20 protein-coding genes are annotated in these 25061 nt (G+C 71.9%); 4 read left to right on the top strand and 16 right to left on the bottom strand.

Features of this window, described 5'->3' with window-relative positions; translation table 11 throughout:
* Window positions 1-149: 149 nt before the first annotated feature.
* From SYYSPA8_RS28205 to SYYSPA8_RS28155, 11 genes are all read right to left on the bottom strand, one after another.
* The gene (locus SYYSPA8_RS28205) at window positions 150-794 is read right to left on the bottom strand and encodes a hypothetical protein (RefSeq protein ID WP_323450179.1); all 645 of its coding nucleotides are present in this window, start codon (window positions 792-794) and stop codon (window positions 150-152) included.
* 510 nt (window positions 795-1304) lie between these two features.
* The gene (locus SYYSPA8_RS28200) at window positions 1305-1499 is read right to left on the bottom strand and encodes a hypothetical protein (RefSeq protein WP_323450178.1); all 195 of its coding nucleotides are present in this window, start codon (window positions 1497-1499) and stop codon (window positions 1305-1307) included.
* Between the two features lie 5 nt (window positions 1500-1504).
* Window positions 1505-3964 (bottom strand): DNA translocase FtsK, encoded by a 2460-nt coding sequence (locus SYYSPA8_RS28195; protein ID WP_323450177.1) that lies wholly within the window; start codon window positions 3962-3964, stop codon window positions 1505-1507.
* Between the two features lie 72 nt (window positions 3965-4036).
* Window positions 4037-4804, bottom strand: a complete 768-nt coding sequence (locus SYYSPA8_RS28190) for a hypothetical protein (protein WP_323450176.1) — start codon at window positions 4802-4804, stop codon at window positions 4037-4039.
* Between the two features lie 2166 nt (window positions 4805-6970).
* Complete coding sequence (locus tag SYYSPA8_RS28185) at window positions 6971-7234, bottom strand: hypothetical protein (RefSeq protein ID WP_323450175.1); 264 nt, start codon at window positions 7232-7234, stop codon at window positions 6971-6973.
* Window positions 7235-7404: 170 nt separating this feature from the next.
* Complete coding sequence (locus tag SYYSPA8_RS28180) at window positions 7405-9960, bottom strand: DUF2637 domain-containing protein (RefSeq protein WP_323450174.1); 2556 nt, start codon at window positions 9958-9960, stop codon at window positions 7405-7407.
* Window positions 9961-10104: 144 nt separating this feature from the next.
* Window positions 10105-10386: a hypothetical protein gene (locus SYYSPA8_RS28175; RefSeq protein ID WP_323450173.1), complete on the bottom strand. Its 282-nt coding sequence runs from the start codon at window positions 10384-10386 to the stop codon at window positions 10105-10107.
* On the bottom strand, window positions 10386-10964 hold the full coding sequence (locus tag SYYSPA8_RS28170; protein WP_323450172.1) for a hypothetical protein: 579 nt from the start codon (window positions 10962-10964) through the stop codon (window positions 10386-10388). The genes SYYSPA8_RS28175 and SYYSPA8_RS28170 overlap by 1 nt, the downstream gene beginning before the upstream one ends.
* A gap of 129 nt (window positions 10965-11093) precedes the next feature.
* On the bottom strand, window positions 11094-11351 hold the full coding sequence (locus SYYSPA8_RS28165; RefSeq protein ID WP_323450171.1) for a WhiB family transcriptional regulator: 258 nt from the start codon (window positions 11349-11351) through the stop codon (window positions 11094-11096).
* 120 nt (window positions 11352-11471) lie between these two features.
* Window positions 11472-11924 (bottom strand): ATP-binding protein, encoded by a 453-nt coding sequence (locus SYYSPA8_RS28160; protein WP_323450170.1) that lies wholly within the window; start codon window positions 11922-11924, stop codon window positions 11472-11474.
* A gap of 29 nt (window positions 11925-11953) precedes the next feature.
* Window positions 11954-12079 carry a hypothetical protein gene (locus SYYSPA8_RS28155; protein ID WP_323450169.1) on the bottom strand — a complete coding sequence of 42 codons (126 nt, stop codon included), beginning with the start codon at window positions 12077-12079 and terminating at the stop codon, window positions 11954-11956.
* 778 nt (window positions 12080-12857) lie between these two features.
* Here SYYSPA8_RS28155 and SYYSPA8_RS28150 point away from each other — a divergent pair.
* The 3 genes from SYYSPA8_RS28150 (at window position 12858) to SYYSPA8_RS28140 (ending at window position 15648) form a co-directional block, all read left to right on the top strand.
* Window positions 12858-13670: a GntR family transcriptional regulator gene (locus tag SYYSPA8_RS28150; protein WP_323450168.1), complete on the top strand. Its 813-nt coding sequence runs from the start codon at window positions 12858-12860 to the stop codon at window positions 13668-13670.
* On the top strand, window positions 13667-14197 hold the full coding sequence (locus SYYSPA8_RS28145; protein ID WP_323450167.1) for a GNAT family N-acetyltransferase: 531 nt from the start codon (window positions 13667-13669) through the stop codon (window positions 14195-14197). Before SYYSPA8_RS28150 ends, SYYSPA8_RS28145 begins: the two co-directional genes overlap by 4 nt.
* Before the next feature lie 194 nt (window positions 14198-14391).
* A complete protein-coding gene (locus tag SYYSPA8_RS28140) occupies window positions 14392-15648 on the top strand; it encodes a helix-turn-helix domain-containing protein (protein ID WP_323450166.1) in 1257 nt (418 codons plus the stop codon).
* A 40-nt stretch (window positions 15649-15688) separates the two neighbouring features.
* On the opposite strand, the gene SYYSPA8_RS28135 is transcribed toward SYYSPA8_RS28140, so the two are convergent.
* The 5 genes from SYYSPA8_RS28135 to SYYSPA8_RS28115 all read right to left on the bottom strand — a co-directional run bounded on the left by SYYSPA8_RS28135 (window position 15689) and on the right by SYYSPA8_RS28115 (window position 24241).
* The gene (locus tag SYYSPA8_RS28135; RefSeq protein WP_323450165.1) at window positions 15689-17491 is read right to left on the bottom strand and encodes a hypothetical protein; all 1803 of its coding nucleotides are present in this window, start codon (window positions 17489-17491) and stop codon (window positions 15689-15691) included.
* Between the two features lie 593 nt (window positions 17492-18084).
* Window positions 18085-18384, bottom strand: a complete 300-nt coding sequence (locus tag SYYSPA8_RS28130) for a hypothetical protein (RefSeq protein WP_323450164.1) — start codon at window positions 18382-18384, stop codon at window positions 18085-18087.
* Window positions 18385-18648: 264 nt separating this feature from the next.
* Window positions 18649-19941: an SWIM zinc finger family protein gene (locus SYYSPA8_RS28125; protein WP_323450163.1), complete on the bottom strand. Its 1293-nt coding sequence runs from the start codon at window positions 19939-19941 to the stop codon at window positions 18649-18651.
* Complete coding sequence (locus SYYSPA8_RS28120) at window positions 19938-22766, bottom strand: DEAD/DEAH box helicase (protein WP_323450274.1); 2829 nt, start codon at window positions 22764-22766, stop codon at window positions 19938-19940. Before SYYSPA8_RS28120 ends, SYYSPA8_RS28125 begins: the two co-directional genes overlap by 4 nt.
* 755 nt (window positions 22767-23521) lie before the next feature.
* A complete protein-coding gene (locus SYYSPA8_RS28115; protein ID WP_323450273.1) occupies window positions 23522-24241 on the bottom strand; it encodes a DsbA family protein in 720 nt (239 codons plus the stop codon).
* Between the two features lie 282 nt (window positions 24242-24523).
* Here SYYSPA8_RS28115 and SYYSPA8_RS28110 point away from each other — a divergent pair, with 282 nt between their 5' ends.
* Window positions 24524-24940, top strand: coding sequence for a hypothetical protein (locus tag SYYSPA8_RS28110; RefSeq protein ID WP_323450162.1), 417 nt, complete (start codon window positions 24524-24526; stop codon window positions 24938-24940).
* Window positions 24941-25061 lie beyond the last annotated feature (121 nt).

Below are 25061 nucleotides of genomic sequence, written 5' to 3'. Positions count from 1 at the left end.
CTTCCGTGCCTACCGGTCCGGCTCGAACTCCGCCGCCCTGCGGCGACCATCCCAGCTCGGGCTCCGCTCCCACCGGGCATCCGCCACCCGTACCCGCAAGGTGCGGCTCGCCCACGCGAAGGAGAACCCGGCGGAACTGCCGGAACGCCCTACCGCACCGACGGGCCCGGACGGTCCGCCGTCGCGGCGCCCTCCTGCGGACGGTCCGCCGCGATCACGGCCTCACAGTGGACGGCTTCGAGTTCCGCGACCCGGAAGGCCAGGCCGAGCGCCTCCTCCCGCGTGTACCGGAAGCCGGACACCCGCCCGACGTCACCGATGTAGCGCCATCCCTCACCGGCCACCCACGTCCGGAGCCCGGACAGCGCCCCGTCCGTCACGGCCCACCCGCCGTCCACGCCGTCCCGCTCGACCACGATCTGCGCACAGCCGCCCGCACCACCGTGCGGCAGCGGCACCCGGAACTCGGACGCCAGGGGCAGCTGCTGGACTGCCGACAGCTCCCCGGGCGGCAGCGGACGGCTGTGGACCGTGCGGGTGACGATCGACACCGGCGTGGGCCCACCGCCGTCGGTCAGGGTCCAGCAGCTCTTCTCAGGCACCCAGGCGAGACGGCCAGGACCGTCCTCACCCTCGTCACCGTCCGGGTACATCTGCAGCACGTAGGCATCCGCGACGAGGACCTGTGCGGTTGCCAGATCGTCGTACAGGCGACTGCCGCCCCACGCCGGGTTGTCGTCCCAGAGCGGCTCGAAGACCGCGCCGTCCGCCGGTGAATCCGCTGTACCACCCATCCGAACTCCTTTCCGTCTCCGCAGAAACTGGTGGTCAGCGGCATCAGATACCGCCAGGTTCCCCCGATGCAGGTTCATCCACCGTCGGAGCTGGCCCGCGCAGCCGTGAGCGCGGCGTCAGCCGGATCAGGTCCCGGACGCGCGAGGTACACCTCCTCGGCCAGGAGCTCCACGGCCTCCGGCGCGGTCTGCGGATACGGCACCGGGAGCGAGGCCCCGGGTGTCCCCGGGGGTACCGTCCCGATCTCCTCCATAGCGGAGGTCTGTGGTGCTGCTGTGGTGGTGGCGGGCGTCAGGTCGCGGGTTTCCACGTGAGGGAAGATCCTTGCAGAAGGCGGGATGAAAGAGGGACCCAGCCGCCTGCGCCGGGTGGGTCCCTGGGTGCCGGGCAGGGCGGGCGACGGCGGCTGGCCCCGGTCTGCCCGGGAAGGGTGCGGGGGATCTGCCCGGCGGTCCGTGGGACCGCGAGGACGCCGGCCGGTGCGAGGCGGCGTCCACCGGGACCGCTGGTCAGAAGGTGATGCCGTGTACGGCGTTGGCGACGGCAGTGAAGACGGCCGTGATGGCCGGGGCGGCACCGGCGGAGGCGAGGAAGAACCCGAAGGCGACGGCGGCCAGCGCCGGCCTGAGCCGGAGGTGGCCGCCACGCAGCAGGATGACGAGGATGACCACCAGGAGGACGACGGCGCAGATGTGGACGGCCATGGTGACTACTTCCTGTCCCTGAGCCGGTTGAGCAGCTCGTCCAGGTCATCGGGGCGGAACAGGACGTCACGGGCCCTGGATCCGTCGCTGCCGCCGACGATGGCACGGGCGGTCATCTGGTCCATCAGCCAGACGGCTTTTCCGAAGCCGATGCGCAGCTTGCGCTGGAGCATCGAGGCGGAGCCGAACCCGGTGCTGACGACCAGTTCGACGGCGTGCAGGAACAGCTCGAAGTCCTCATCTTCGAGCACGTCGAGGTCGTCGCTGGCCTTCTTGTCCGCCGCCGGCGCCGCGCCGTGGTCGCTCCACATGTACGGGGTCTTGGGCCCGCCCGGCTGCACGATGGTGTCCACGCCGGCGAACCAGGTCGTGATCGCCTGGCGGGAGGGCACCTTCTCGTCCGGGTACAGGGCGGCGAGCCTGGTGCGGCACTCCTCGATCGTGGTGCCTTCGGCTCCGGAGTCGCGGACCATCGCGATGACCTCGTCGCGGCGGGGGTGCTGCCGTGTCCGCGGCTCGGGCCCCTTCGGCCGGTCGAACCGCTCCTTGTTCGCCGCGGCCTGTGCGGTGATCCGCTCCGCCTCGGCGAGCGCCCGGGCGATGGCCGCCTCGACGGCAGTGTCATCCGCCGCTGCGGACGGACCGCCGGCCGGTGGCTGATGGCCGCCGTACTTCGTGAGGTACTCCTGCGCGGAGGGAAGATCTCCGAGGCTCCCCGGCAGGGCGGGACCCCCCGGAGAGCCGGTGGGAGGCGCGGACGGGACAGTGCCCCCGACCGCGGCCGCGCCGCCACCGTCCGCGGGGGAGTGTGCCGTCGCGGTGACGGCCGGCCGCTCCAGGCCGTAGGCGTCCAGGAGCCAGCCCATCCGCTCGGTGTCCGACCAGCGGTCTCCGTAGCCCCACTTGACCGCGACGGCCGCCGCCTCGGCATCGAGGTCCGGGCGGATCGGCCAGCGGGCCACGGCCATCTGCTCGATGTCGTCCCGGTCCTCGTCGTCGTTGACGAACGCGATCCGCCCCCGCGCGGGCGGATCCATGGCCGGCATCTGCGTGGTCTTGTAGTAGCAGGCGCCGTTGCCGGGCAACGCCGCCAGGTTGACCTGGTGGTAGAAGTCCGGGAAGACGTACTGTCCTTCGCCCCGGCGCGGGAACTTCATCCCGACGACTGTGTCGTACTGGGACTCGATCTCACCGCCACCCGTGTTCGGACCCGTGCCGCGCTGGGCGACGTCGATGAAGTCGATCGCGGCCTTGCGGCCCTTCTTGATGCCCCGGACCTTGGGCTTGACAGCAGCCGGGGACCAGGCCATCAGGTCCGAACCCTCTTCGGTGATGACGACGATGGCCGGGCGCCGCCGCTCGGGAACGATCTTGCCGCCACGCATGGTCCTGGCCCGCTCGTCGGCGATGTCGTGCGCGGCGTTGTACATGCGCACGGCCTCGTCCTCGGTGATGGCGACCCAGTCGATGAGCGGCCGGTCGATGAGCCTGCCGTCCTTGTCCTTCCACCCCTCCACCCAGGGCCGGACCCAGCGCTTGGCCGTGTTGCCGCCGGCCATGTCGACCATCCAGATGACAGCGTCGGTGCACCGCGTCAGCAGGGATATGAGGACGTGCAGGAGGACGGACTTCCCGGAACCCTTCTTGCCCGCTATGAACACCGAGTTCTGCCGCATCAGCAGCTCGATGGGCTCCCCCGACTCCAGCATGCCGAGCGTGAGGGGCTCGTTGATCGTGATCGGGTGATCGCCCTCCTCAAGCTCGACGAGCTCCGCCAGCACGTCACGGGTCGACACCGACAAGAACGCCTCGTCGGCCATCTCGCCCGGCTTGAGTGCCAGCGCACCGGGCCGGACTCCGGCTCGCATCTCCAGCTTCTTCAGCAGCGGCTGCAGCCCGTCGTAATCGGTCTCGGTCAGCCGCAGCGTCAGCGTGAAGCCGTTGTGCGCCGTGCCCCGCTTCACCACGGTGACACCGCGCGCCCCGGCGGCTTCGAACAAGTCCGCCCATTCCGTGAGCGGCTTGGCGAGCGCCGTCTCCTCACGCTGCCACACCTGAGCGATCTCCGGGGCACGCAGGTAGCGGTCGACCCCGTAGACGGGCGCCAGGCAGACGGTGACCGCGCCCACCGCGGCGGCGGAAGCCAGCGTCCACGGAGTGCCGTGCGCGGTGTAGTTCAGCCAGGCCGCGGCCGCACCGGTCCACACGCCGGTGAACGCCGTGTGGAACCAGCGGGCCTTCCTGCTCGCCTCCGGGCCGCCGGTCCGCACGTAGCGGGCGGCCGCGGCCGCGACGACGCCGCCGACCGATCCCAGACCCAGCAGGCCCAGGGGAACGGTGTGACCGAGGTCCTCGACGGTCCCCATTGCGACACCGCCGAGGTAGACCACCCCCGAGGTGAACAGCGGAGTGGAGCAAACGCCGTGCACCCAGGGTGTGACCTCGCGGTCCTTCGAGCGGGCCATGATGAGGAACTCCTTGCGGTTCGTGAAACAGACCAACGGTGATGGGCGTGAGCGGCAGGGGCGGCGCCGCTGCTACGTGTTGCGGGACTGATCCCACTTGGCGGCCTGGTAGGTCGGGTTCTCCAGGTTGCCGAGCTGCTCGGAGTGCAGGAGCCGGTAGAGGAAGTGGATTCCCTGGATGGCGCCGCCCAGGTCGGCGAAGCGCTGGCCGGCGTCGCGGTGCATGGCGGTGACGGCCGGGTGGACCCTGAACTCGCTCTCGGTGACCGCCGCGACCGTCTCCATCAGATGCTGCAGCTCCCCGGCCAGCGGCTGGAGGTGCTCGATGGTCATCTCGTAGCCGGCCATCGACCCCGAGGGGTGCATCTGGATGTGGTGGCCGGCGTCCCGGACCGCCGCCGAGGCGAGCAGCAGCGGCATCGCGTGCACGGCCGGCGCGGCCCAGGCGTACTCCGGCAGGATGTCTGCCCAGTTCGCCGTGATGTCCCACTTGCGGCCCTGCCACGTGGGGTTCTCGAAGTTGTTGATCTGCTCGGAGTGGATCTCCCGGTACAGCCAGTGGGCATCGTCGATGAACTGCCCCAGGGCAAGGAAGTGGAGACCGACCATGCGGAACTGCTCCGGGATGTGGCTGCTGACCTTGAAGTCGTCCTCCGTGACGGCGGCGATGCGGTGCATCAGCTCGAACACGGCGAAGTTGACCTGACCCAGGTTCTCGATCACGGCCTCGTAGCCCCGCATCGAGTCCGCCGGTGCCCCGGCGAACGCCTGGGCCGCCGCCCGGATGGTGTCCGCCGCGAAGACGAGCGGATAGACGTGCTGGACAGGGCTGTTGTCCACAGGGGACCCCTTTGCAGTGAGGAAGGCCGGCGACAGCACCGGACGGTGCCCGCCGGGAACCGGTGCAGGAGCGGGCGTGCCCGCGGCTTTCGGCGGCCCCGGCGCGGGCCGGGCGGTCGCCGTCCGGTAGATCCACGAGTTCAGCCACGACCACGTGCGCGAGACGCCGACGAGCCTGGCCAGCGGGCTGGACGCCCAGTACAGAACCCGGCTCAAGGGTCTCAGCCAGTTCGGGCCCAAGGAGGAGTGACGGACGGTCCCGAGCGCCGTGTGGAGACTGAGCGCCGCCCGGCCGCCCCAGCGCATCAGGTTGGCCAGGCCCCTCCCGCCGTGCCCTCGGGCACCCCGGTACACCGCGCGAAACGGCGTCCCCGCCCTGCGCACGGCGCGCCGGAACGTCCTGCCGGTGACCTTCTTGTATCCCCGGCCGACCGCGGCGGCGAGCTTGAGATGCGGCTTCTTCCAGGTGTAGCGGCGGTGCCGGGGCGCCTTCCCCTTACCGGCCTTCTTCTTGCCGGGGCCCTTCGAGGCCCTGCCCGTGGAACTGCCGGAGCCCGCCTTGCCCGAACCCCCGCGGCGCCGCAGGAACGGGATGATGCCCGCCCCGCTCCTGCCGCCGCCCGTGGTCGGCACGCGGCGCTTGCCCGAAGAGGTCTTCCTCGGCGTCACGCCGGGGCCGGTACCCCCCGTGTCGGATGCACCCCTGCCCTTCCGGTTCGGCCTCACCGGGCCACCGCCCCTGATCCCCGGGCCCGTTCCGTTTCTGGGCGCCTTCCGGTTCAGCAGGCCGCTGCGCGGGCCGCTGGCGCCGGGCATCTGAGGCTTCCGGGGCGTGCCTCCGACACCCTGAGCGCCGACCGCACCGCCCCCCGGGCCACCGCCGGACAGACTGGTCTTGTACGGCTTCGCCCCGGCACCCGAGCGGATACCACCAGGGCCCTTGCCTGCGGGCCCGGCCGGCGAGTTCTTCGAACCCGCCCCCGTACGGCCGGGCGGCGCCTTCACCGCACCCATTCCCGCAGGCTTACGCGACAGAGCCCCGGGCGCGCCCCCGTTCCGCACGGGCGCCGACCCGGCACCGCCGGAACGATTCTGCGCGCCCGGCCGGCCGTCACCGCCACCTCGGCTGGCCCTTCCACGGCCGGCACCGCCCGGTCCGCCTCTGCGCCCGGCCCCCGGACCGGCACCACCACCGGAGCGGCCCGTTCGGCCGGCACGGCGGGCGGATCTCGCTGCACGGCGGCCCGCTTTGATGACGAGCGCCGTCGTAGCCGTGGCCACGGCGGCGAGGACCGCGAAGATCACGACGGGAAGACCGAACTGATGGATCAGCCAGCACAGCGAGATGAGTCCGGTGATGGCTCCCCCGGGGACGAGCACACCGGCGAGACCATCACCGCTTCGTGACATTGAGCGACGGCGTGGGCTGCGCTGCGCCTCAGGGGCCGCAGCCGCTGCTGAACCCGACGCCGGGGAATGCAAGACGGTGGGCGGTGACGCGGCCGCCGTGGCAGCCGGCGGCACCGTGTCGTAGTCGGGGGTGCTCACGAGGATTTCCTTCACTCAAGGCGCGAGAGAGAAATGTGACTGTGCGTGCTGTTCGTGGCGTCAAGCTGGAGCGTCAACGTCAATGTCAACGAGGCTTGTCAACGTCGACTTCCCTGCTCAAAGTGCTGTTCCTGGCGTACGAGCCGGGGTGAGGGGCCTGTGCGTCACGTCCGGGAACTGGACATTGACGTTGACGCGCCCAGCTTCACGTCACGCTGTGTGTCCGGGTCAGGGGACGGGGAAGCGTGGGAAGCAGGGGCCGGTGACGCCCCGGGGACGCGCGTCCGGCGTTGCCGGGGAGGCGGGGCAGCTGGGCACTCCCGGACGGAGCAGCCCGGACGGGATGCCCTCGAACGGTACACGGACACGCGGGAAGTGACACTCCGTGAGGTCAGCGGGAACGTCACACACCCGCGCAGTGTGTTCCCGGAGGCCGGGCCCCCTCGTGGAGCCGGGCAGTGACCGGCCCGGCTCCACGAGGCCGGTGGCTGCCCGCGGCGTGCAGACGGCCCGGCCTGCCGCAGGCAGCGGCGGGGATGCGAGCCATCGCCATCCCCGCCGCTCAAGGGCCCCATCACGAGAAGGACGCCTCGGTCACGGGTCCGCCGTACTCCTGCCTCAGGAGTCGGCAGGGGCGACGCCCAGTCCGCACTGCTCCCTGAGCTGTCTCGACCCGTTGATGGCCTCGATCACCGGGCCGAGATCGAGGGAGACCCGCAGCTTGACCCGAGTGCTCCTGCGGGTCTCGCCCCTGATGTAGGCGTCGCCCGGAAGGAGGGTCTTGAGGTGGGCGTCGATGAGGTTCCTGACACCTTCGAGAGAGGTCTCGGCCTCCTGACCGGTCTCAGCGGTCCACTCGTACTGCGGGGGCTGGAGGGCCACTTCTCGGTCTCGCTTCCGGTCTCGGTCTCGCTGCGTGCTGGTCCCGGCCGGGGCCCGGGGCGGTCTCTGCGCCCCGGACCCGGTCTCGGCCGTCGGTCTCACCGGCAGGAGTCTCGGCCCTGGCCGGCCCGGGGCGGTCTCGGTCTCTGCGCCCCGGCCCGGTCTCGGTCTCAGCGGCCGGTCCCGGTGGCACGGGTCTCGGTCTCGCGGTACGTGCGGTGACCGGCCTCGTAGAGGGTGCGGGCCTCCGCCAGGCGCTTGGCCGCCGAGGACCGGGGGCGACCGGTTATCGCTTCGGCCTCCCCGGTCTGGGTCTTGGAACCGAGCTGCACGGTGAGGGGGCCGCCGCGCTCCCACATGACGTCCAGCAGCCTCTGGGTCTCCCTGGCCTTGTCGGGCATGGGCGAGACCTTCGCGGGCTGGGTCTGACGCGGTCGGGACCCGGCGGTGCCGGTCTCGCGAGACCGGGCGCCGGTGGTCTCACGAGATGGATCAGACCGGTCTCGTCCGGTCTCGCGAGACCAGGTCTCCGTCGTCTCGGCGGTCTTGGTCCCGTCCGCCGAACCAGCGGGAGACCCGGTCTCACGGGACCGGGTCTCGGCGGTCTCGGTCCCCGCCCCACGGGACTGAGACCCGGTCTCGCGGGACTGGGTCTCAGAGGTCTCGGCGTCCGGGTGAGACCGCTGGGAGACCGCGGTCTCGCCGGTCCGCCGGGTCGCCCGGGTCCCGGTCCCGATCGTCCCGGCGGAGACCGGCGAGCCGCCCGGGACCTGGTCGGCCACCATGTACGCCGGGACCGCACCCGGGCCCGTCGAGCCGGAGAGCGGCAGGATCTGCCAGGTATGCGGGACCGGGGGCAGGCTGCGGACCGGGACCCACTGGCCGACGCCGATCGCCTTGGCGATCGCACGGCGCAGGGGGCCCAAGCCCGAGGCCCGGCGAACCAGTTCGTGCTCGGCCAAGTGACGGCCGGCCGCGGCCCATGCCTTCTCCAGCGTGTCCAGGGACTCGTTGTTGATGGTCAGGGACCAGGCGGTCCAGGACTGGCGGGGGTAGCGCGTCCAGCGGATCAGGCCGATGCGCGGGCGGGCCTTGGCGACCCGGCCCTCGGCACGGGCATGCTGACGGTGCAGAAGAGAGGCGTACAGCTCCCAGAGGATCATCCCGACGATCGACATGGTGGCGAAGGCGACCGCAGCCTGGGTCGGCCTGCCGTCCGGGCCGCAGTGGTGCGCGTAGTTCATCGCGGCGGCGCCGGCGGCGAACACCCAGGTCATGACTCGGTAGATGAGGCCGCTGTCGCCCTGGGACCGGGCCTGGTGGTACATCCACGCCGTGAACGTGGTGGTGAGTTCCCAGGCCGCCGCGAAGCCGAGAGCGGCGCCCAGCCACCAGTCGAACGCGTCCATGGCGTAGCTGGTCTGGGAGGACCAGGCGACCGCCATCGGTGCACCGATCGGACCGATGACCATGATCCGCCGGGCGTTATTCCGGAAGAACGCCCGCACGCGGTCCAGAACGGTCGGGCGGCCCGCCTTGCGTTCCGCCCGTCGTGTGCGGCGCTGCTCGGCGAGGTCCTCCTTCTCCTTCCGCCTAGTGGTACGGCGCCGCTCGGCGTCCTCGTCCCGGAGCTTCCGCTTCTCCAGCTTCCGGAGCGTCGGGGACAGCGCCCGGTCCCGTTCCTCAGCGGCCCGGGCCCGGTCCTGCCCGGCCTCCTTGCGCAGGTTCTCGGCGTCGGTGCTCGCCAGGGTGCGGTGGGCACTGGCCTCCTGGAGGGCGGTGTCCGCCCGTGTGGTGAGCTCGCGGGCCCGGCTCTCGGCCCGGCTGAGGACGGCAGCGGCTTCCTTGTGGGCCTGACCGGCGAGGTTCTCGGCGAGCCTCTCCGCCTCCGTGACCGCAGTCCGGGCAGCGGCGCGCTGCCGGCCGGCCTCCTCCTCGGCCGTACGACGGGTGCGTTCGGCTACCTGCACGGCGTCCCTGCGCAGCAGGTCCACCTCGTCCGTGGCGGCCCGCCGGATCCGCTCCGCCGCCTCCTCGGCGTGCTCGCGCAGCTGTTCCGCCTCGGCCTGGGCCTGAGCACGGATCTGCTGTGCTTCAGCGCGGCCACGTGTCAGAGCGCCGTCCGCCTCGGCGCGGATCTGGTCCGCCGCGGTGCGGGCCTCAGCCAGGACGGCCACGGTCTGACGGTCGGCCTCTTCGGCCAGGGCGTCCGCGGCCGTTTGCGCTGCGGACTGGATATCCTGCACCCGCCGTGCGGCGGCGCCGAGAAGCTCTTCAGCCTCCTGCGCCGCCCGCGTGACGAGCAGCCCGGCCTCGGCCTCACGCTGCTGACGGATCTCCTCGGCAGAGGCAACCGCCTCGGCGCGCAGCTTCTCCACGTCCGCGCGGGCGGTCCGAAGAAGGTCCTCGGACTCCGTGCGTGCCTGTGCGAGCAGTTCGCGGGAGGTTTCCTCGGCGTCGTCGCGCACCCGCTGAGCGGACTCCTCCGCCTTCGACTGCAGAGCCTCGGCTGTCCTCTGTGCCTCGTCGAGGATCTCGTCGACGGTCGCTTCGGCCTCCATGGCGGCTTCGGCGACCCGGACGGCGGCCAGCCTTTCCGCGCCGGCGATGATGCTGTCGGCCGTCGCGCGCGCCTCACCCACCGCCGGTGCGGTCAGGGGGGCAGGGTTCTTCTTCGCAGCGGCGTTCGCGCGGCGGTTCTGCTTCCGGCCGTTGTCTGCGGCCATGACGGGCGATTCCCTTCGGCTCTGCTGGGTGCGGGGGAGTCAGGACGAGGCGGGCCGGCCGACGGAGACGGCCGGTGCCGCGCGACGAGTACAGCCCGCGCGACCCCGGTGGTGCGTATCTGGGAGGCCCGCCCGCCCGGAGGGCTACGAGCCGCTCAGAGGGGCGGGCTCCCGTCCCGCGACGAGCGTGACGAGTGCCGCGAGGAAGAGGCTGAACAGGAGGAAGACGCCGATGAACCAGGCGATGTGGGCCACGGCGGGCAGCCAGCCGTTGACGAAGACGTCGATCGTGCTGGCGATCGTCGCGATGAGGGCGACGACAATGATCAGAACGCCCGCGCTCCGGCTGAGTTCCGGGAAGGACGGAGAACCGCCCTCGCCCGGCGCGGAGTCCGAGGACGTGGGGCCGGTGTCGGCGGCGGACATCAGCGCGCACTGCCCGAGATCCGCGACGTGCGGGGAAGCGGCCGGCTGCTGCTCCCGGCCGCCGCGCATACGCGCCCATGCGGAGCGGGACGCTCGCCCGGCCGGCCCGTGCGGTCCGCCGGGGGCCGCACGAAGCAGGCCGGACGGATGGCCAGCGCGTCGATGAGCACGGGCGGACCGTCCGCCGGGCGCCGGACCTTACCGCTGACCAGTACTTCCGTCCCGCCGTACAGGTACGTGCAGAGATCGAGGTAGTGATCGGTGTCGACCGAGCACAGCGCCGACTCGCCGCCGGTTCCGGTGAGAGTCACCGTCAGGCGGGGCGGCTCGGCCGAGCCGACGATGTGGAGCGCGGTGACGGTGCCGGTCGCGGTGACCAGCGTGCCAGCGGGCCGCTGGTCCAGCCGGCGCCGGCCGGAGCCCGGCTCGTAGAGGAACTCGACGGCCAGGCGGCCGGGAAGCGGAGACTGCCCGGCAAGCCGCAGCCGGGTGGCCGGGGCTCCGGTGCCGCGCGTGGCCGGCTGTACGCCGACCTCGGTGGGGCGGGCCGCCACGGTATCGGGCATCCTGGTGTGCACGCGGTCAACTCCTGTGTGAGATCCGAGTTGGTTGCCAAGCGGCCCCGAAGCGCCTGTCCGCGCTCGGGGCCGTCCCGGTGTTCCCGGGTGGCCGTTCGTCAGCTTGTGCGGGGCGCACGAAGGGCAGGATCAGGCGGACCTGTTGCGCGCCCGGTTGCGGGCGGCGCGGCGCTTCATCGCGCGGCGCTCGTCCTCGCTGAGGCCGCCCCAGACGCCGGAGTCCTGACCGGCCTCCAGGGCCCACTGGAGACAGGTGTCCATCGACGGGCAACGGCGGCAGGTGCTCTTGGCCTGCTCAAGCTGGAGCAGGGCGGGTCCGGTGCTGCCGACGGGGAAGAAGAGCTCCGGATCTTCCTCCCGGCAACGAGCCTGATCGCGCCAGTCCATGGTGAGACGTCCTTTCGCTGGGATGGTGTGCGTGCTCCGGAAACCGGAAGAGGGCGGGGCCGGGTGATCCCGGCTGCTGAATGCGGCTGACCTGCCCGGTCCCGCCCCCGTCCCGGGGTACTAGCCAGGGCCGAGCACACAGCGGATCTGCTTGCCGATGGGGGAGGGGCTGACGGTGATGTCCGTGCAGAGCAAGCCCAGGAGATGCAGACCTCGCCCGGACTCGGCCATGTCGCTGTCCATCGCCGACTCGGAGGGCTCGGGAAGCAGGTCCGGGAGCGGATCGTGGACGCTCACCACGGCTTGGGTACCGCTGGCGTACACCTCGACGACCACGGGTACGTCGTCACCGCAGGCCCGGACCGCGTTGCCGACCAGCTCGGAGAGCACCAGCTGCGCGGCGGCGGCGGTATCGGCCGGGACGCCGCAGGCCGCCAGGATCTCTTCCGTCAGATGGCGGACGAGGCTCAGCCGGGCCTGCGCGGCGACCAGGTAGGCGACGAAGCCGCAGTCGTGGTGCAGCAGGTAGAGCCCGGGTTCGGAGGCAGACAGTGCCGGGGGGCCGCTGGCCACGAGTCCGGTTCCGTCGGTCGTCCGGCCGTTCACCACGAGCCGTCGTACCGGGCGCCGTGCTGAGCGTGGCCCAGCGTTTCCCCGATCAGCGGGTCGTACGGTTTGCCGTCGTGCTGTGCGCCGGTCAGCTGGGGGAGTGCGATGCCGGAGGTCATGGTCGTGGTCCTTTCTCGCGGTGGATGTACGACCGGTAGCGGCCCCGGAGTGTCCCGGGGCCCCTGCCGCTGAGCCACGTGGCCGATGTGGTTCCTGCGTCACGAGTGGCCGAAGCCGTCGGCGCCCGGCGTGATACGCCGGGCGCCGACGACTGCGATCACTGGTGATCGATGCGCGTTTCCAGCGCGCTTGACCTCAGCCGATGCGGACTGCTCACGCCCTGGGAGGTCAGTCCCTGGCGGTCCTCGCAGCATCAATGTCGTCGCATCGTGTTCTGAGCCGGTTGCGCGATACGTCGTAGGCGAGGGCCCTTCTCGGCCGGCTGATCTCCACACGCCTCAGCCGGTTGCACTCACGGCTGCGGTGCTGCGGTGGATCACTCTGTCCAGTTGTCGGGTGCGGCCGCACGCATCTCTCCACCGAGTAGAGGCGGGAGAGCTGAGCAGCCGCTGTTCCACAACCGTGAGGTCGTGAGATGCGGGAGGGCCCCGAAGCCGAACCGACTCTCTGCGAACTGGAGTGCGAACATTGGGCCTCTCGCAGCGGAGTCATATCGGGAGATTCGAGTAAATGTGCCCCCATCACCAACCTGACATGTCAGGTTGGTGATGCTGATGACGGTAGGCGATCAAGGTGAGGGGAGTCAAGACCTGACATGCCAGGTTGAGTTGACGGGGTGTCGGCTGAGACGAGATCCGGACTGGGACCCGCTGTAGCCAGGCCAACCCGCGTAAGTGGACTTCCGGCACCTGACGTGTCAGGTTGTAAGGTGCGGCCATGACGAACAGCCCTCGATATGCGGACGGCCACTGGACGGTGGAGTCCGCCACAGCCGATCTGCAGAACCGGATCGTGGAACGACAGTTCCAGAGATCCGATGGGTCGCAGGGCCAGCTACCCCCTGCGGGAACCCTTGGCGAGCAGTACGGCCTGAGCAGGCAAGCCATGAACCGGGTGATCGAACGCCTCAAGGCTGAAGGGCTGGTCGAGACCCGGGCCGGCGCCCGGGGCGCCACGGTTCGCGAATGGAGCCCGCTGATCTTCCTCCCGCAGCAGGAGTTCGACAGCACCCCGATTTGCGACGCGGACATCTACACCCGCCTGGTACGCGCCGCCGCCCGCAAGGGCGAATCCCGCATCGACGAGGTCACGGCCATGCCGGCAGATACCCGTATCCAGGAGAAGCTCGGCCTGCGGCCCGGCGAACACGTGGCGGTCCGCCGGCGGACGAACATCGTCGACGGAGTTCCGGCCCTGACCGACGACTCATTCGTACCGCTCCGCATCGTCGACGGCACCGAATGGATGCTGCCCCAGAGCGTCGAGCGCGGAACGAACAAGGTCCTGGCCGAACTGGGCCATGAACTCGTCCTTGCCATCGACGAGCTCCGGCCGCAGATGACACGAGACGCAGAGAACCGGCGCTTGGCACTGAGCAGCTCGATGCCGGCGATCGAGCTGATCTCTACCGGCTTCGACCGGGCCGACCGACCGGTGCAGGTCACCGTCCTGACACTGCCCAGCCGCCGTAACACCGTTGTGTACGAGCGCAGAAGACTCACGGAGAATGACGGCGAGACCCAGAAGTGATCATCTCCCGGGCGACCCTCGCCGACATCCCGCGCCTCATACAGTTCCGAACCGACGCCGCCGCATGGCTCGCGGCGCAGGGAAGCGACCAGTGGTCCACGGCCTACCCCGTGGAACTGCTCCGCGACAGCATCGAAGCCAACACCGTGTACCTGATACGTGAGCCTGGCACAGACGATCCCAGGGCCACTGTCACCCTCGATGGTCTGGCTGATCCGCTCCTCTGGCACGAGACCGAGTCCGCCGAGCCGGCCCTGTACGTACACAAGCTCACACTGGCCACACCGGGCGGTGGCAGCGGCCTCGGAGCCCAGATCCTCGATTGGTGTGGTGACCGTGCAGCGCGAACAGGGAGAACCTGGCTGCGGCTGGACGCCTGGAGCAGTAACCCCGCACTCCACGCCTACTACCAGCAGCTTGGCTTCGCGCACGTCCGCACGGTTGATGACCCCGGCGCCTACGGATCCGGGTGGGTTGCCCAGCGACCTGCGGTTCAGTGCGCAACCCAGTTCGTTCTTGATCTGTAGGAGGAGCTCCACGATGCCCGGGGCCAACAGGACCGCTGCCTGAACCGAAGGCCGCCAAGTCGCCCTCGAAGAGGTGAGCGGGGCACGACTAAACGGGGCGGCCATGCCAACCTTTTCCGACCGGCTTGTACCCCGGGCTTCATGGCCCCCAGGCTGGGGCCTGTGATCATCTCTCTCACGCTGCGGGGATCTGCATGACGAAATTCCACCCCGACCTGCGGCGGCGCCGCGGGGCCGTCCTTCTCGCGGTGGGCGCGGCCCTGGAGCAGCGACCGAGCCCGTCACGGCGGGATGAGGCCGCGTTCGTGAAGGCGCTGGGCGAGCTCGTGGCGGTGTGCCTGCCGGGCAGCGGGCCCGCCGACGTGCCGGAGCGGGAGATCTCGTCGCTGCTGCACCTCGCGCTCCTGCAGAAGTCGGACCGCTACGAGCCCCGTGTCACGGAGCACGTCTTCGACGGCGACCTGCTCATCGACGGTGCGATCTATGAGCCGCCGCCCGGCCGTCTCGGTGTGTATGCGGGGTCGGCCCCCGACCCGGACGCGTCGCCCCGCCGGCTGGTTGCCCGGCTGGCGCTCTACACCCTTACCGGGCTCGGCCACGGCGAGGAGCATCTGGCCGTCGTGCGCGAGGTCCTCCCGTGGGCCGTCGACGCCCCGGTCCTGGTGCGGGAGATGGTGGTGCGCCGTGAAGTGTCCGGGCGCAGCCGGGCGGATGTCGCCCGGGTGACGGGCGTCTCGGTCTCCACGGTCGGGAACTGGGAATCCGGGCAGAGTATCCCGCACCGTCAGGACTGGCCGGCGGTGTGCACGGCCTACGGGTTCGGCGAGGAGGAGTTCGGGCGGCTCCTTGATCTGACCGGTCCGCCCGAACGACGTGGGGCGCCGCATGGCGGGGACACCGGGGCGCAGGAACCGGCGGAGCCCGCACCGTTGCAGGCTCCGCCCGACGACGACTGTGAGCTCCAGGCCCGGCGGGTCACCGAGGGCGCGGCCCGTGTCGGCGCGGTGCCCGTCTGGCGGGACGCCGCAGTGGGCGGGTCCGGTATCGGCGGCTGGTATCTCGACCTGTGCGACGACGGGGAGCCGGCGTGGGAGCGGTCCCGCGCGGGCCGGACCGCACCCCCGGCCACGGCCTCGGGCGGTGTCCTGGGTCCGGTGGACCTGTCGGCGCTGATGCACCGGCAGGACTGGACGATGTGGCTGATCAGCACGAGCGGCGCCATCGGGGAGAAGGCCGGCGCGCACATGGACGCCTGCCTCGCCGACCGGCCGCGCGACGCGGCCGCGACGGCCGCGTTCTTCCGCGCCGGGACGGATCTGTCGCTGGCGTACCAGCACGCCCTCAACCTGCACCCCGGCGCGGGCCGTACGGACTCTTTCGCCGCCACCGCCGACCGGGCCGTGGCATCGGCCCTGTCGAAGATCATGATCGTGATGCTGACCGCCCTGTGAACCCGGCAGACCCCTGCCCCGGGACGCGCCCAGGGCAGGGTCACCGAGAGTCCCCGGAGGAGGGAACCGCGCGGATACGACCGCGTTCCCGCGCGGCGGTCTCCTGGAGGGGCGGCAGGGCCTCGTACGGTTCCCAGAGGGACGCTGTCCGGTAGGGGTGCTGGTCGTCCCACCGCGGCGCACCCGTGAGGGCCACGACCCGGTGCAGCGGGACACGCACCGGACGGTGCCGCCCGGCGGGGCTGAAGCCGAGGCCGGTCCCCTCGATGGTGTCGAGCGTGCCGAACAGGCTCGCCCAGACCTTCTCCCCTCCCGCCGGCCCGCACCACGCATCCAGGCGCAGGACGCGCCGGTGCACCCACGGCAGCAGCTCCTCCAGCAGCTCCAGGTCACCGGACCCCTCCGGGATCCACGATCCGTATCCGTCGGTCAGCGCGGAGGCGACCCGGTAGGGGCGCTCGTCCCCCGCGATGAGGTGGATCCGGTGGCCCGCCGCGCGGGCACGGCGCTGCTCCTGAACCTGAGGAGACGGGACGGCGGGCTCTCCGTCGCCGTCGCCGGGCAGGAAGGGGAACGCGGTCCGCAGCAGCCTCTTGGCGGCTTCCAGGTCCGCGCGGCGGCCGGTGGACCGGCCCGCGGCGACAAAACGGGGTGGAGTGTCGCGGACCGCGGCCTGTTCCTTCTCCAGTTTCGCGACGAGGTGTCCCGGGGCGGCGATGACCGCCGAATAGGACGGGCCGGCACTGTCGCCGCCACTCCAGGAGACGTAGTCGTCCACGCGCCGGTAGCCGTGCGGGACCACCGGCCCGACGACCGGGGAGGCGGCGAGATAGGCCACCGGGGCGTCCCGGGCGCCGGTCAGCGGCCAGTCGTGGACGAGCAGCAGCCGCGTGGGCGCCTGCGCGGACTCGGCCTCGAACTCCTCCTCCAGCCGCCGGCACGCCTCGGCGACCGCACGCGGCCACCAGAGCGCAAATTCATGATCCGCCCAGGCCGCGGGGGATGCGTGGGCGCCGCCGCCGGTGGACGGCGGCGGAAGGCGGGTGACGTCGACGACGGGAACACCGTCGAGCTCCCGTGCCGCCGCCGCCCGTACGAGCTCGGCGCCCCGGCCGGCCGACGCGCCCTGTGAACGGGACGCCAGCCACACCCCGGACACCACCTGCCACACATCGAGGTCGGGATCCGGCCCGAACATCCTCGTACGGGTCCTCGACGTCCGGGCGACGGCGGCCGACACCTGGTCCAAGGCGTGCCGCTCCGGTGAGCCCTGAGAGCGCCGTACGGCGTCGCGGGCCCCGTTGAAGGCGTCGACCGCAGGGCAGCCGGCCGCGTACTCCTCCAGGAACCCAGTGGTGTCGGCGGCGAGGCATTTCCACACGGCGGCGAGCGTACGGGCGTCCCGGGCCAGCTTCCGATCGGTGCGCGCCCGGGTCAGCCAGGCGGCGAACTGCTCATCATCGCCCGTCTGATGGCGGGCCGTGAGGCGGGCATAGCCGAGCCAGGTGCGCACGGCGGTGTCGTTACGGGCGCGCTCCAGGGCGGCGGCCCGCCGTGTGGCGAACGCCGCCGCCCGCCACAGGGCGTCCGCCGGGTCCGGCAGGACGATCGCGCACTTCTTGCAGACGTCGCCGAACACTTCCAGCAGCGCGAAGGTGGCCGCGTCCGTTGAGGGCTTGGCGTAGCGGCAGTCGCCGTAGCCGCGCCGCAGGTCGGAGACCGGTACGTGGAACTTGGCGCCGCGTCCGCCGGTGAGCGCGACGCGTATGGCGGCGAGCGCGGGCAGCGCGATGCCGAGGGTGGTGAGGCCGGAGGTGTCGAGGGAGGGAAGGGAGTCGGTCACAGCTCACGCCTTCTGGTCGGGGAAGACCCGGGTGAGGGTACCGGCCGGGTCGGCTCGCCGCAGGGCCGCGAGGTCGCTGAGCCGCAGTCCGAACAGCGACCAGCCGTCCGAGACCCGCTGCTACGGAACATCCGGTGCTGTGCGCGTTGCTCGGCGATGTCTACGGAGATCCACACGGGTTCGCCGAAGCTGCCGGCGGGGCCCGCCCACAAGGCGTGAACGCGCAGGTCCTCGGAGAGGTACGCGCGGGCCTGGCGGACGGCGTGCGAGGCATTGTCGGAAGGGATCCACCAGCCCCACCGGTCCCACGCCGCGTCGGCGCAAAGCTCGGTCAGAGGGACGTTCTCGTCCTCGTGGAGCGTCGCATCCCCGTGGTGCTCGCTCCAGCTGCGCACCCGCGCCCTTGGCGTCGCGCGCGACCTTCCTGGCCGCCCGGGGGCGGCGGGGTGGTGCCAGCCACTGCGGCGGCAGCGGGGAGGCGACGAGCGCGAACACGATGGTGCTGAAGGGGCGGTTCAGGGTGACATGTCTGCAGTGGCCGGAAGTTCCGTTCCCCCCCGACCGCCGGGTCCCGGGGATCGGTCCGCGCCGTGTCATACCTCAGCGCTGGTGTCCCATTCCGCCGGATCGAAGTCGTCGGTCCTGCGGAAGAGGTCTCCGTACTGGTCCATCCGGCCTTCGGCGTACTTGGCCTTGGCGTAGTTCTCCAGTGCGGTGCCGAGCCTCTGGTTCAGCCGTCGGTCGGTCAGTGCCGCGGTGAAGGTCACATCGCCGAACGCGTGGCGTGCGTCCGGGTCATGGGTGCACAGGCGCGCGAGGTTGGTGTCGATGATCCGTGCGTTGCGCATATCGGCGGCATATTCCTCGGCATCGCGGTCGTTCTCGCTCGTCAAGACAGCTCCCCGGACAGTGGTGGATGAACACGGCATTTTACCCTTCCTTTGCGGTGATGGTGTGTCCCGTAGCGGCACCTTCGGTGACGCCCCTGACCTCTCCGGTCCGGGGCGGGGGCCGTCGTCCGTCTTCCGTACGGAATCGGCGGCCAGTGCGGAGTGCCGGGGGCGGTAGGCGGGGCCACGCACGACGTTCCCGGGGCGGCGCGCGGCGGTGGACGCCAGAGCTCCGGCCCCGGTAGCGCCCGGCCGGCTGTGCGGGAGCTACGTGTTGTCCGTTTCGAGCAGGTCGTTCAGGACGGTGGCGACGTCATGGTGCGGGAATCCGGACGGCCACCAGATGCCGTGCCTCCTGCGGTAGGGGTACCACAGGTGTCCGCCGGTGCTCAGGCGCAGCTGGGCGTCGTGTCCGGTCACGGTGATCCAGTTCGTCGTTCCGATGCGCAGCGCGGGGGGCTTTTCGCCTGGCCAGTTCCGTGTGACGTCCTGGCGGGCCGCGTGCAGGCGGGTGGGGCCGGGTTCCCAGGGGGTGTCGAGGATCTTCAGGGCGTCGGGGCCTCCGTAGGTCCAGGCCCGGGCTGCGCGGGTGAGGGCGGCGGGGGTGTGGTGGCCGCTCCAGCACAGCCGGGTGAAGATCTCGTGGGGCGGGTCGGCTGCGGCGAGGCGTACGAGGTCGTCCTCGGCGCTGAGGGCGGCGGGGTGCTGTGCGTGTGCGTCGTGGGGCTGGAGGGCTTGGTGGAGTAGTGCGGCGGCGCGCTGGGCGGTGTCGGTGGCCAGGAAGTGCAGGGCCGCCGGGTCGAGTCCGGGTGCCGGGGCGGTGGTGGAGGCCAGTTCGGGGACGGGGCCGGGGTGGTCGACGGGCGGTGGTGGTGCGGGCAGGGGCGGGAGCCCGGCGCGGGCTGCGGCGAACACGCCCCGGGCGGGAATGCCCGGCGGCGCCGTGGGGGCGGGTGTGGTGGGCGGGGTGGCGTTGCGCCGGTGGAGTTCGTCCATCAGCTCGCGTTCGCCGCGGCCGCGCAGGAGGAGCAGGACGAAGGGGTCCTCGTCCAGGATGCGGGCCATCTGGTAGTAGAGGGCGGCGGCGTGTTTGCAGGGGGTGCCCCAGTCGGGGCAGGAGCAGCTGGGGGTGAGTTCACGGGGTCGGGGCAGCAGGTGGATACCGGCCTGGGCGGCGGTGTCGGCGAGCGTGGTGGGCATCTCCCGGTTGAGGAGGGCGGCGAGGTGCCCGGCCTGGCCGGCGGCCGTGTCGAGGAGGGTGTTCCAGGCTTGGGGGGTGAGTGGGGGGATGTTCATGGAGGTGCGGTACGGGGTGGGTTGGCTGCCTTTGACTTGGGCGGTGGCGTGGCCGGGGGTGATGGTGATCTGGCCGACGTTGCCGGCGCGGGCGTAGGTGCGGCCGCGGGCGAGGCGTCCGGTCGCGGAGCGGGTGGGGCCTTCGAGTGCTTGGACCCAGGCGTTGCCCCACCAGGTTTCGGCGAAGGAGCGGCTGCGGGTGGCGGGCAGGGGTGGGAAGACCCGTTGCCGGTGGTGCCAGCCGCTGGTGGGGGCGGGTGTCATCGGCGGGCTCTTCTCAGCTGGACTAAGTCGGCGAGTTCGGCGTCGGAGAGTTCGGTGAACGCGTTCTCGCCGCCGCTCAGGACGGAGTCGGCCAGGGCCCGTTTGGTGGCGAGCAGGTCGGCGATGCGGTCCTCGACCGTGCCTTCGGTGATGAGCCGGTGGACCTGGACGGGCTGGGTCTGGCCGATGCGGTAGGCGCGGTCGGTGGCCTGTTCCTCGACGGCCGGGTTCCACCAGCGGTCGTAGTGGACGACGTGCCCGGCGCGGGTGAGGTTGAGGCCGGTGCCCGCGGCCTTGAGGGAGAGCAGGAAGACGGGCATGTCGCCGTCCTGGAAGCGCTGGACCATCTCTTCGCGCCGGGGGACGGGGGTGGCGCCGTGGAGGAACTGGGCCGGGATGCCCCGGGTGGTGAGGTGCTGGTGGAGGAGGTGGCCCATGCGTGCGTACTGGGTGAAGACCAGGGCGCTCGCGCCCTCCGAGAGGATGGTGTCCAGGAGTTCGTCGAGGAGTTCCAGTTTCCCGGACCGGCCGGCGGTCTTCGCCCCGGTGGCTTCTTCCTTGCGGAACTGCGCGGGATGGTTGGTGATCTGTTTCAGGGAGGCGAGGAGGGTCAGGATCAGGCCGCGGCGGGCGATGCCGTCGCTCTCGCGGATCTGGGCCATCGTCTCCCGGACCACCGCCTCGTACAGGGCGATCTGCTCCTTCGACAGGGCGACGGGGTGGTCGGTCTCCGTCTTGGGCGGCAGCTCGGGGGCGATGCCCGGGTCGGTCTTCCTGCGGCGCAGCAGGAAGGGGGCGATCTGTGCGGCCAGGCGGGCGGCGGCCTGGGGGTCCTTGCCACTCTCCGCGCCCCGGGCGTACCGGCTGCGGAACGATGTCAGGGTGCCCAGGAGTCCGGGGGTCGTCCAGTCGAGCACGGCCCACAGGTCGGAGAGGTTGTTCTCCACGGGGGTGCCGGTGAGCGCAACTTTGGCCCGGGCGTTCAGGGTGCGCAGGGCCTTCGCGGTCGCGGAGAACGGGTTCTTGACGTGCTGGGCCTCGTCCGCGACGACCATGCCCCACACGGGCTTGGCGAGTTCGGCCGCGCGCAGCCGCATGGTGGCGTAGGTGGTCACGACGAAACCGGCGCCGGTGCCGGTGAGGGTGCGCCGGGTACCGTGGTAGCGGTGGACGGGGGTGCAGGGCGCGAACTTCTCGATCTCGCGGGTCCAGTTGCCGAGCAGGGAGGTCGGGCACACGACCAGGGTGGGCCCGGCGGTCGCCGGGCCGGTCTGCCGGTGCAGGTGCAGGGCGATGAGGGTGATCGTCTTGCCGAGGCCCATATCGTCGGCGAGGCAGCAGCCCAGGCCCAGCGACGTCATCTGGTGCAGCCAGGCCAGGCCGCGCACCTGGTAGTCCCGCAAGGCGGCGTTCAGCGCGGCCGGCTGGGCCACCGGCGCACGTCGGGCGGCTGATTCCGGATCGGCGAGGCGTTCCTTCACGTCGGCCAGCCAGCCGCGCGCGGTGACCTCCACCCGCTCGCCGTCGAGGTCCGCGCTGCCGGCCAGGACCGTGCCCAGCGCCTCCACCGGGGTGAGCCGGCGGGCCGTGCGGTCCCGGGCCCGGGCCAGAACCCTCGGGTCGATGACCACCCACTGATCGCGCAGCCGCACCAGGGGCCGCTGCGATTCGGCCAGCCGGTCGACTTCAGCCGCATCCAGTTCGCGGTCGCCGAGGGCGAACTGCCAGCGGAAGTCGAGCAGAGCGCCGGCGGACAGCAGGGACGGCAGGTCGGAGGCGGTCTTCCCGGCCGGTTCGACGACGGCGCGGGCCAGGATCCGGCGGGCCAGTTCCTTGGGCCAGTGGACCTGAACACGGGCCGCCGCCAGACGGGCCGCGCCCTCGCCGAGGAGAGCGGACACTTCCTCATCGGACAGGACGAGTTCGGCCGGGACCCGTGCCGCCAGCAGACGGGCCAGCGGCGGCCAGACACGGGCGGCCCGCCCCAGGGCCACCAGCGCCTCGGACCGGGCACAGGAGCCGAACACCGCCGATGCCCTCCCCGCCCAGACGTCACGGGCGTCGGCGACCACGGCGTCGGCAAGGTGGTGCAGCTGGACGACGGCCCGCACCCGGCCCTCCCCGCCCAGGTCGTCCGCCTCACTGGCCCAGACCGCATCCGTATTGGCCGGGTCGGGGAGTTCGATCCGCAGGGAGACCCCGGTCCCCGCGTCCAGACCGTCGGCGACACCGGCCGCCCACGCCCGCTGCCGCGCCACCGGCTGCGGGATGGCCGCGGTCCATGCCTGGCCGCCGGCGGCCAGCGCGCCTGCCGGGGTGCGGGCCAGCACATCGGCCACCGCATCCAGGAAGGCCCTCAGCAGCGGTTCCGCCCGCGGCAGCTCCACCTCCTTCCCGCCCGCCGCCGGGGCCGCACGGGCCTCGGGCGGCATCGCGGCCGCCAGCTCCCGCACCCTGACCGCGTCATCACGGTCGAACGGGCCGATCCGCCACGCGTCGAACCCCCCTGGGCTCACCCCGGGCAGCAGCCGGCCCCGGGCAAGCAGGTGCAGGGCGAGGACAGTGGCCGCGCCCCAGAACACGGCCGCCTCATCCGCGCCCGGCATCCGGCGTGCTTCCGTGAGCACCGCCAACGCCTTCGCCACCGGCACCACCGTGGCCGGCACCTCCCTGCGGCGTACCGAAGCACCGTGCGGACGCACCACCATCAGACGCTCATCAGCCCCGGGAAACGCTGCTCCGTTCCGGCGCCAGAACACCACGCGCCCCTCCCGCGGAGGGTCCGACGGCAGGAACACCACGGCGCACCCGGCCAGCTCGGCCATTGGCGGCCCGGTCGTCGCGGCCGGACCGCCCTCGGGAACCGTCGTGTCCGGCGGAGCCGTTCCCACGAGCTGCAGCCTCCCCATGTACTCCTGCGGGGCACGGGCCTCACGAGCCCGCGCCCATCGAGCCTAGCGGCGGCCCGGCCCGCACCGGAGCGGAAACGCAACACCCACCCCTCGAGCGGACCCGCCGCCCGCCCACCCGCCACCACGACGGTCTGCGCCAGGACGCGGGCTTGTGACCGGCGCCCCGGACCCCGGCCCGAGCGGCACTGCAGGAGGACCCGGACAGCGTCCGGAGCATGGCCACCGGCGCCCCGCCGGGGCCTCAGGGGGCCGGGACCGTGCCCGCAGGGGCGGCGGGATCCGGGGATTCCCGCCGGAAGCCATGGCAGAATCCGCTCGACGCGCGGATGGACGGGCCCGGGGCGGACCAGGACGAGGTCGTCGGCGAGGAAGCAGGCCCCGCGCTCGCGCACCGCAGGTTGCCCGCTCCGGCCCGCTCGCCTGGCTGGACGACGGGGCGGCGGCCCTGTGCGCTTGCGGCGGGCGTGCGCACGTTGCGGACTCACCGGGTGGAGTGCCTTTCCGTGGGGTGCCGGCGGGGCTGGATCGGCTCCCCCGCTCCCTGTTCCCTGAGGAGACGGTTCTGTGCGGGGCCTTCCCCGTGGCGGTGGCATAGGAGGCCCGGTCTCGCCGGGGCCGCTGCCGACCGGATTCCCGCGTCCCGGCCGAGGGCCCCTGACCGTCGCCGGCTATTCAAGACCCATGCTGTCCTCCCGTGCCCTCAATGCCTTCTCGATCGCCTGTGTGACGGCCGCCAGGGACAAACTTCCCTTGACCGGCTGGCCGTTGATCAGCAGGAAGGGAAGGGAGGTGATGCCGATCTCCTCGGCTTCCGCCTGGTCCCTCACGATCGCGGCGTCGGCCATCCGGCCGTGCAGGTCCTTGGAGAAGCGGTCCGGGTCGGGCACCCCGGCCTTCGCCGCCATCTTCCTCAGGCTGCTCTCGGAGAGTGCCCCGGTTTCCGTTCCCTCGGCGAGGGCGAGCGCACGGAACTGCCTGAACCGGCCCTGCTGCCCGGCAGCCCAGGCGGCGCGGGCGGCCCGCGCAGAGTCCTCGCCGAGCAGGGGTACGTTGCGCCACTCGATGCGCAGTTGACCGCTGTTGACATACTTCTCGACCAGAACCGGCTCGATCTCGCGGGCGAAGGTGGTGCAGGAGCCGCAGCGGAAGTCCAGGTAGTCGTTCATCACGACCGGGGCGTCGGGGCTGCCGATGGCCAGCGGGTCCCCGGCCTCCCGCCGGGTGTACTCCTCCGGATCGAAGCCTCCCCCCGGCCACGCGTTCGCGGCCGCGCGCCGCGCTGGATCGGTCCTGTCCTGGACGAACAAGGCGTAGAGGAGCCCGAGCGCGAGGAGGACAGTGACCGCCAGGACAGCGGCATGGGTGCGTGTGCGGACCTCTGCGGACATCACGGTGGACGGCTCCTGGAGAACAGCGGTACGGGACGGGCAATCACGACAGGAACAGGCAGCTGAGCATAGACGCACCGACCAGGCCGGCCGCCTCCGGGAGCAGAGCGGGTGCGGTACAGGGTTCACTGCCGTGCTCCACGCGCTGGGACCACGCGACAGGCGATCACGTCGGCGGCAGTCGTACGGGCCGCCCTGGCCGCCCGGGAAGAGCCGTGGCTATTCCCTGGCCCCGGGGCAGGGCGGAATGGCAGGCTCTGCCCATCAGGAAGGGAGGCCCCTGTGGACGACGGGCCGAAGAGGGAACGAACCGACTGCACCGACTGCTGGGCGCTGCCGGGCCCCGACAAAAGCCGCATCGCATGGGTGGGGGAGGACCGGGTGTGGCACGAGGTCTGGCACACCGCCGAGTGCCCGGAACTCGCGATCCTCAGGATCGAGTCGGAGGACGGCGCCCGGCGGGTCGCCGAGTCGGAAGCCTGGGCGAGGGGCGTCTTCCCCGCCGCCCACCAGCGGCTCCGGGAAGCCGCCGCCGCTCTGCCTCCCGGCACCCCGGCGCAGCGCTTCGCCGACGCCCTCACCGAACTCGCCCAGGCCCAGGCCGACACCACCGGCTTCGTCGTGCTGCCCCGCTGGGCCGAGATCCTCGAGCGCCACTTCCCACCCGAACTCCCCGACCCCGAGAGCATCCAGGAATGAACGGCGGCAGGCCGTCCGTGCCCGGCGCACCCGAGCCCGCGCCGGGCACGTCGCCTCCGGCCTCGCGGACTCCGCAACCCTCCATGACCTCCCGTGTCCCGTCGCAGGGTTCGGAATCATG

Source organism: Streptomyces yaizuensis (genome assembly GCF_034961445.1).
Lineage (GTDB): Bacteria > Actinomycetota > Actinomycetes > Streptomycetales > Streptomycetaceae > Streptomyces > Streptomyces yaizuensis.
The sequence above is the reverse complement of the archived record's forward strand: the minus strand, read 5'-3'. Positions and strand labels throughout refer to the sequence as shown.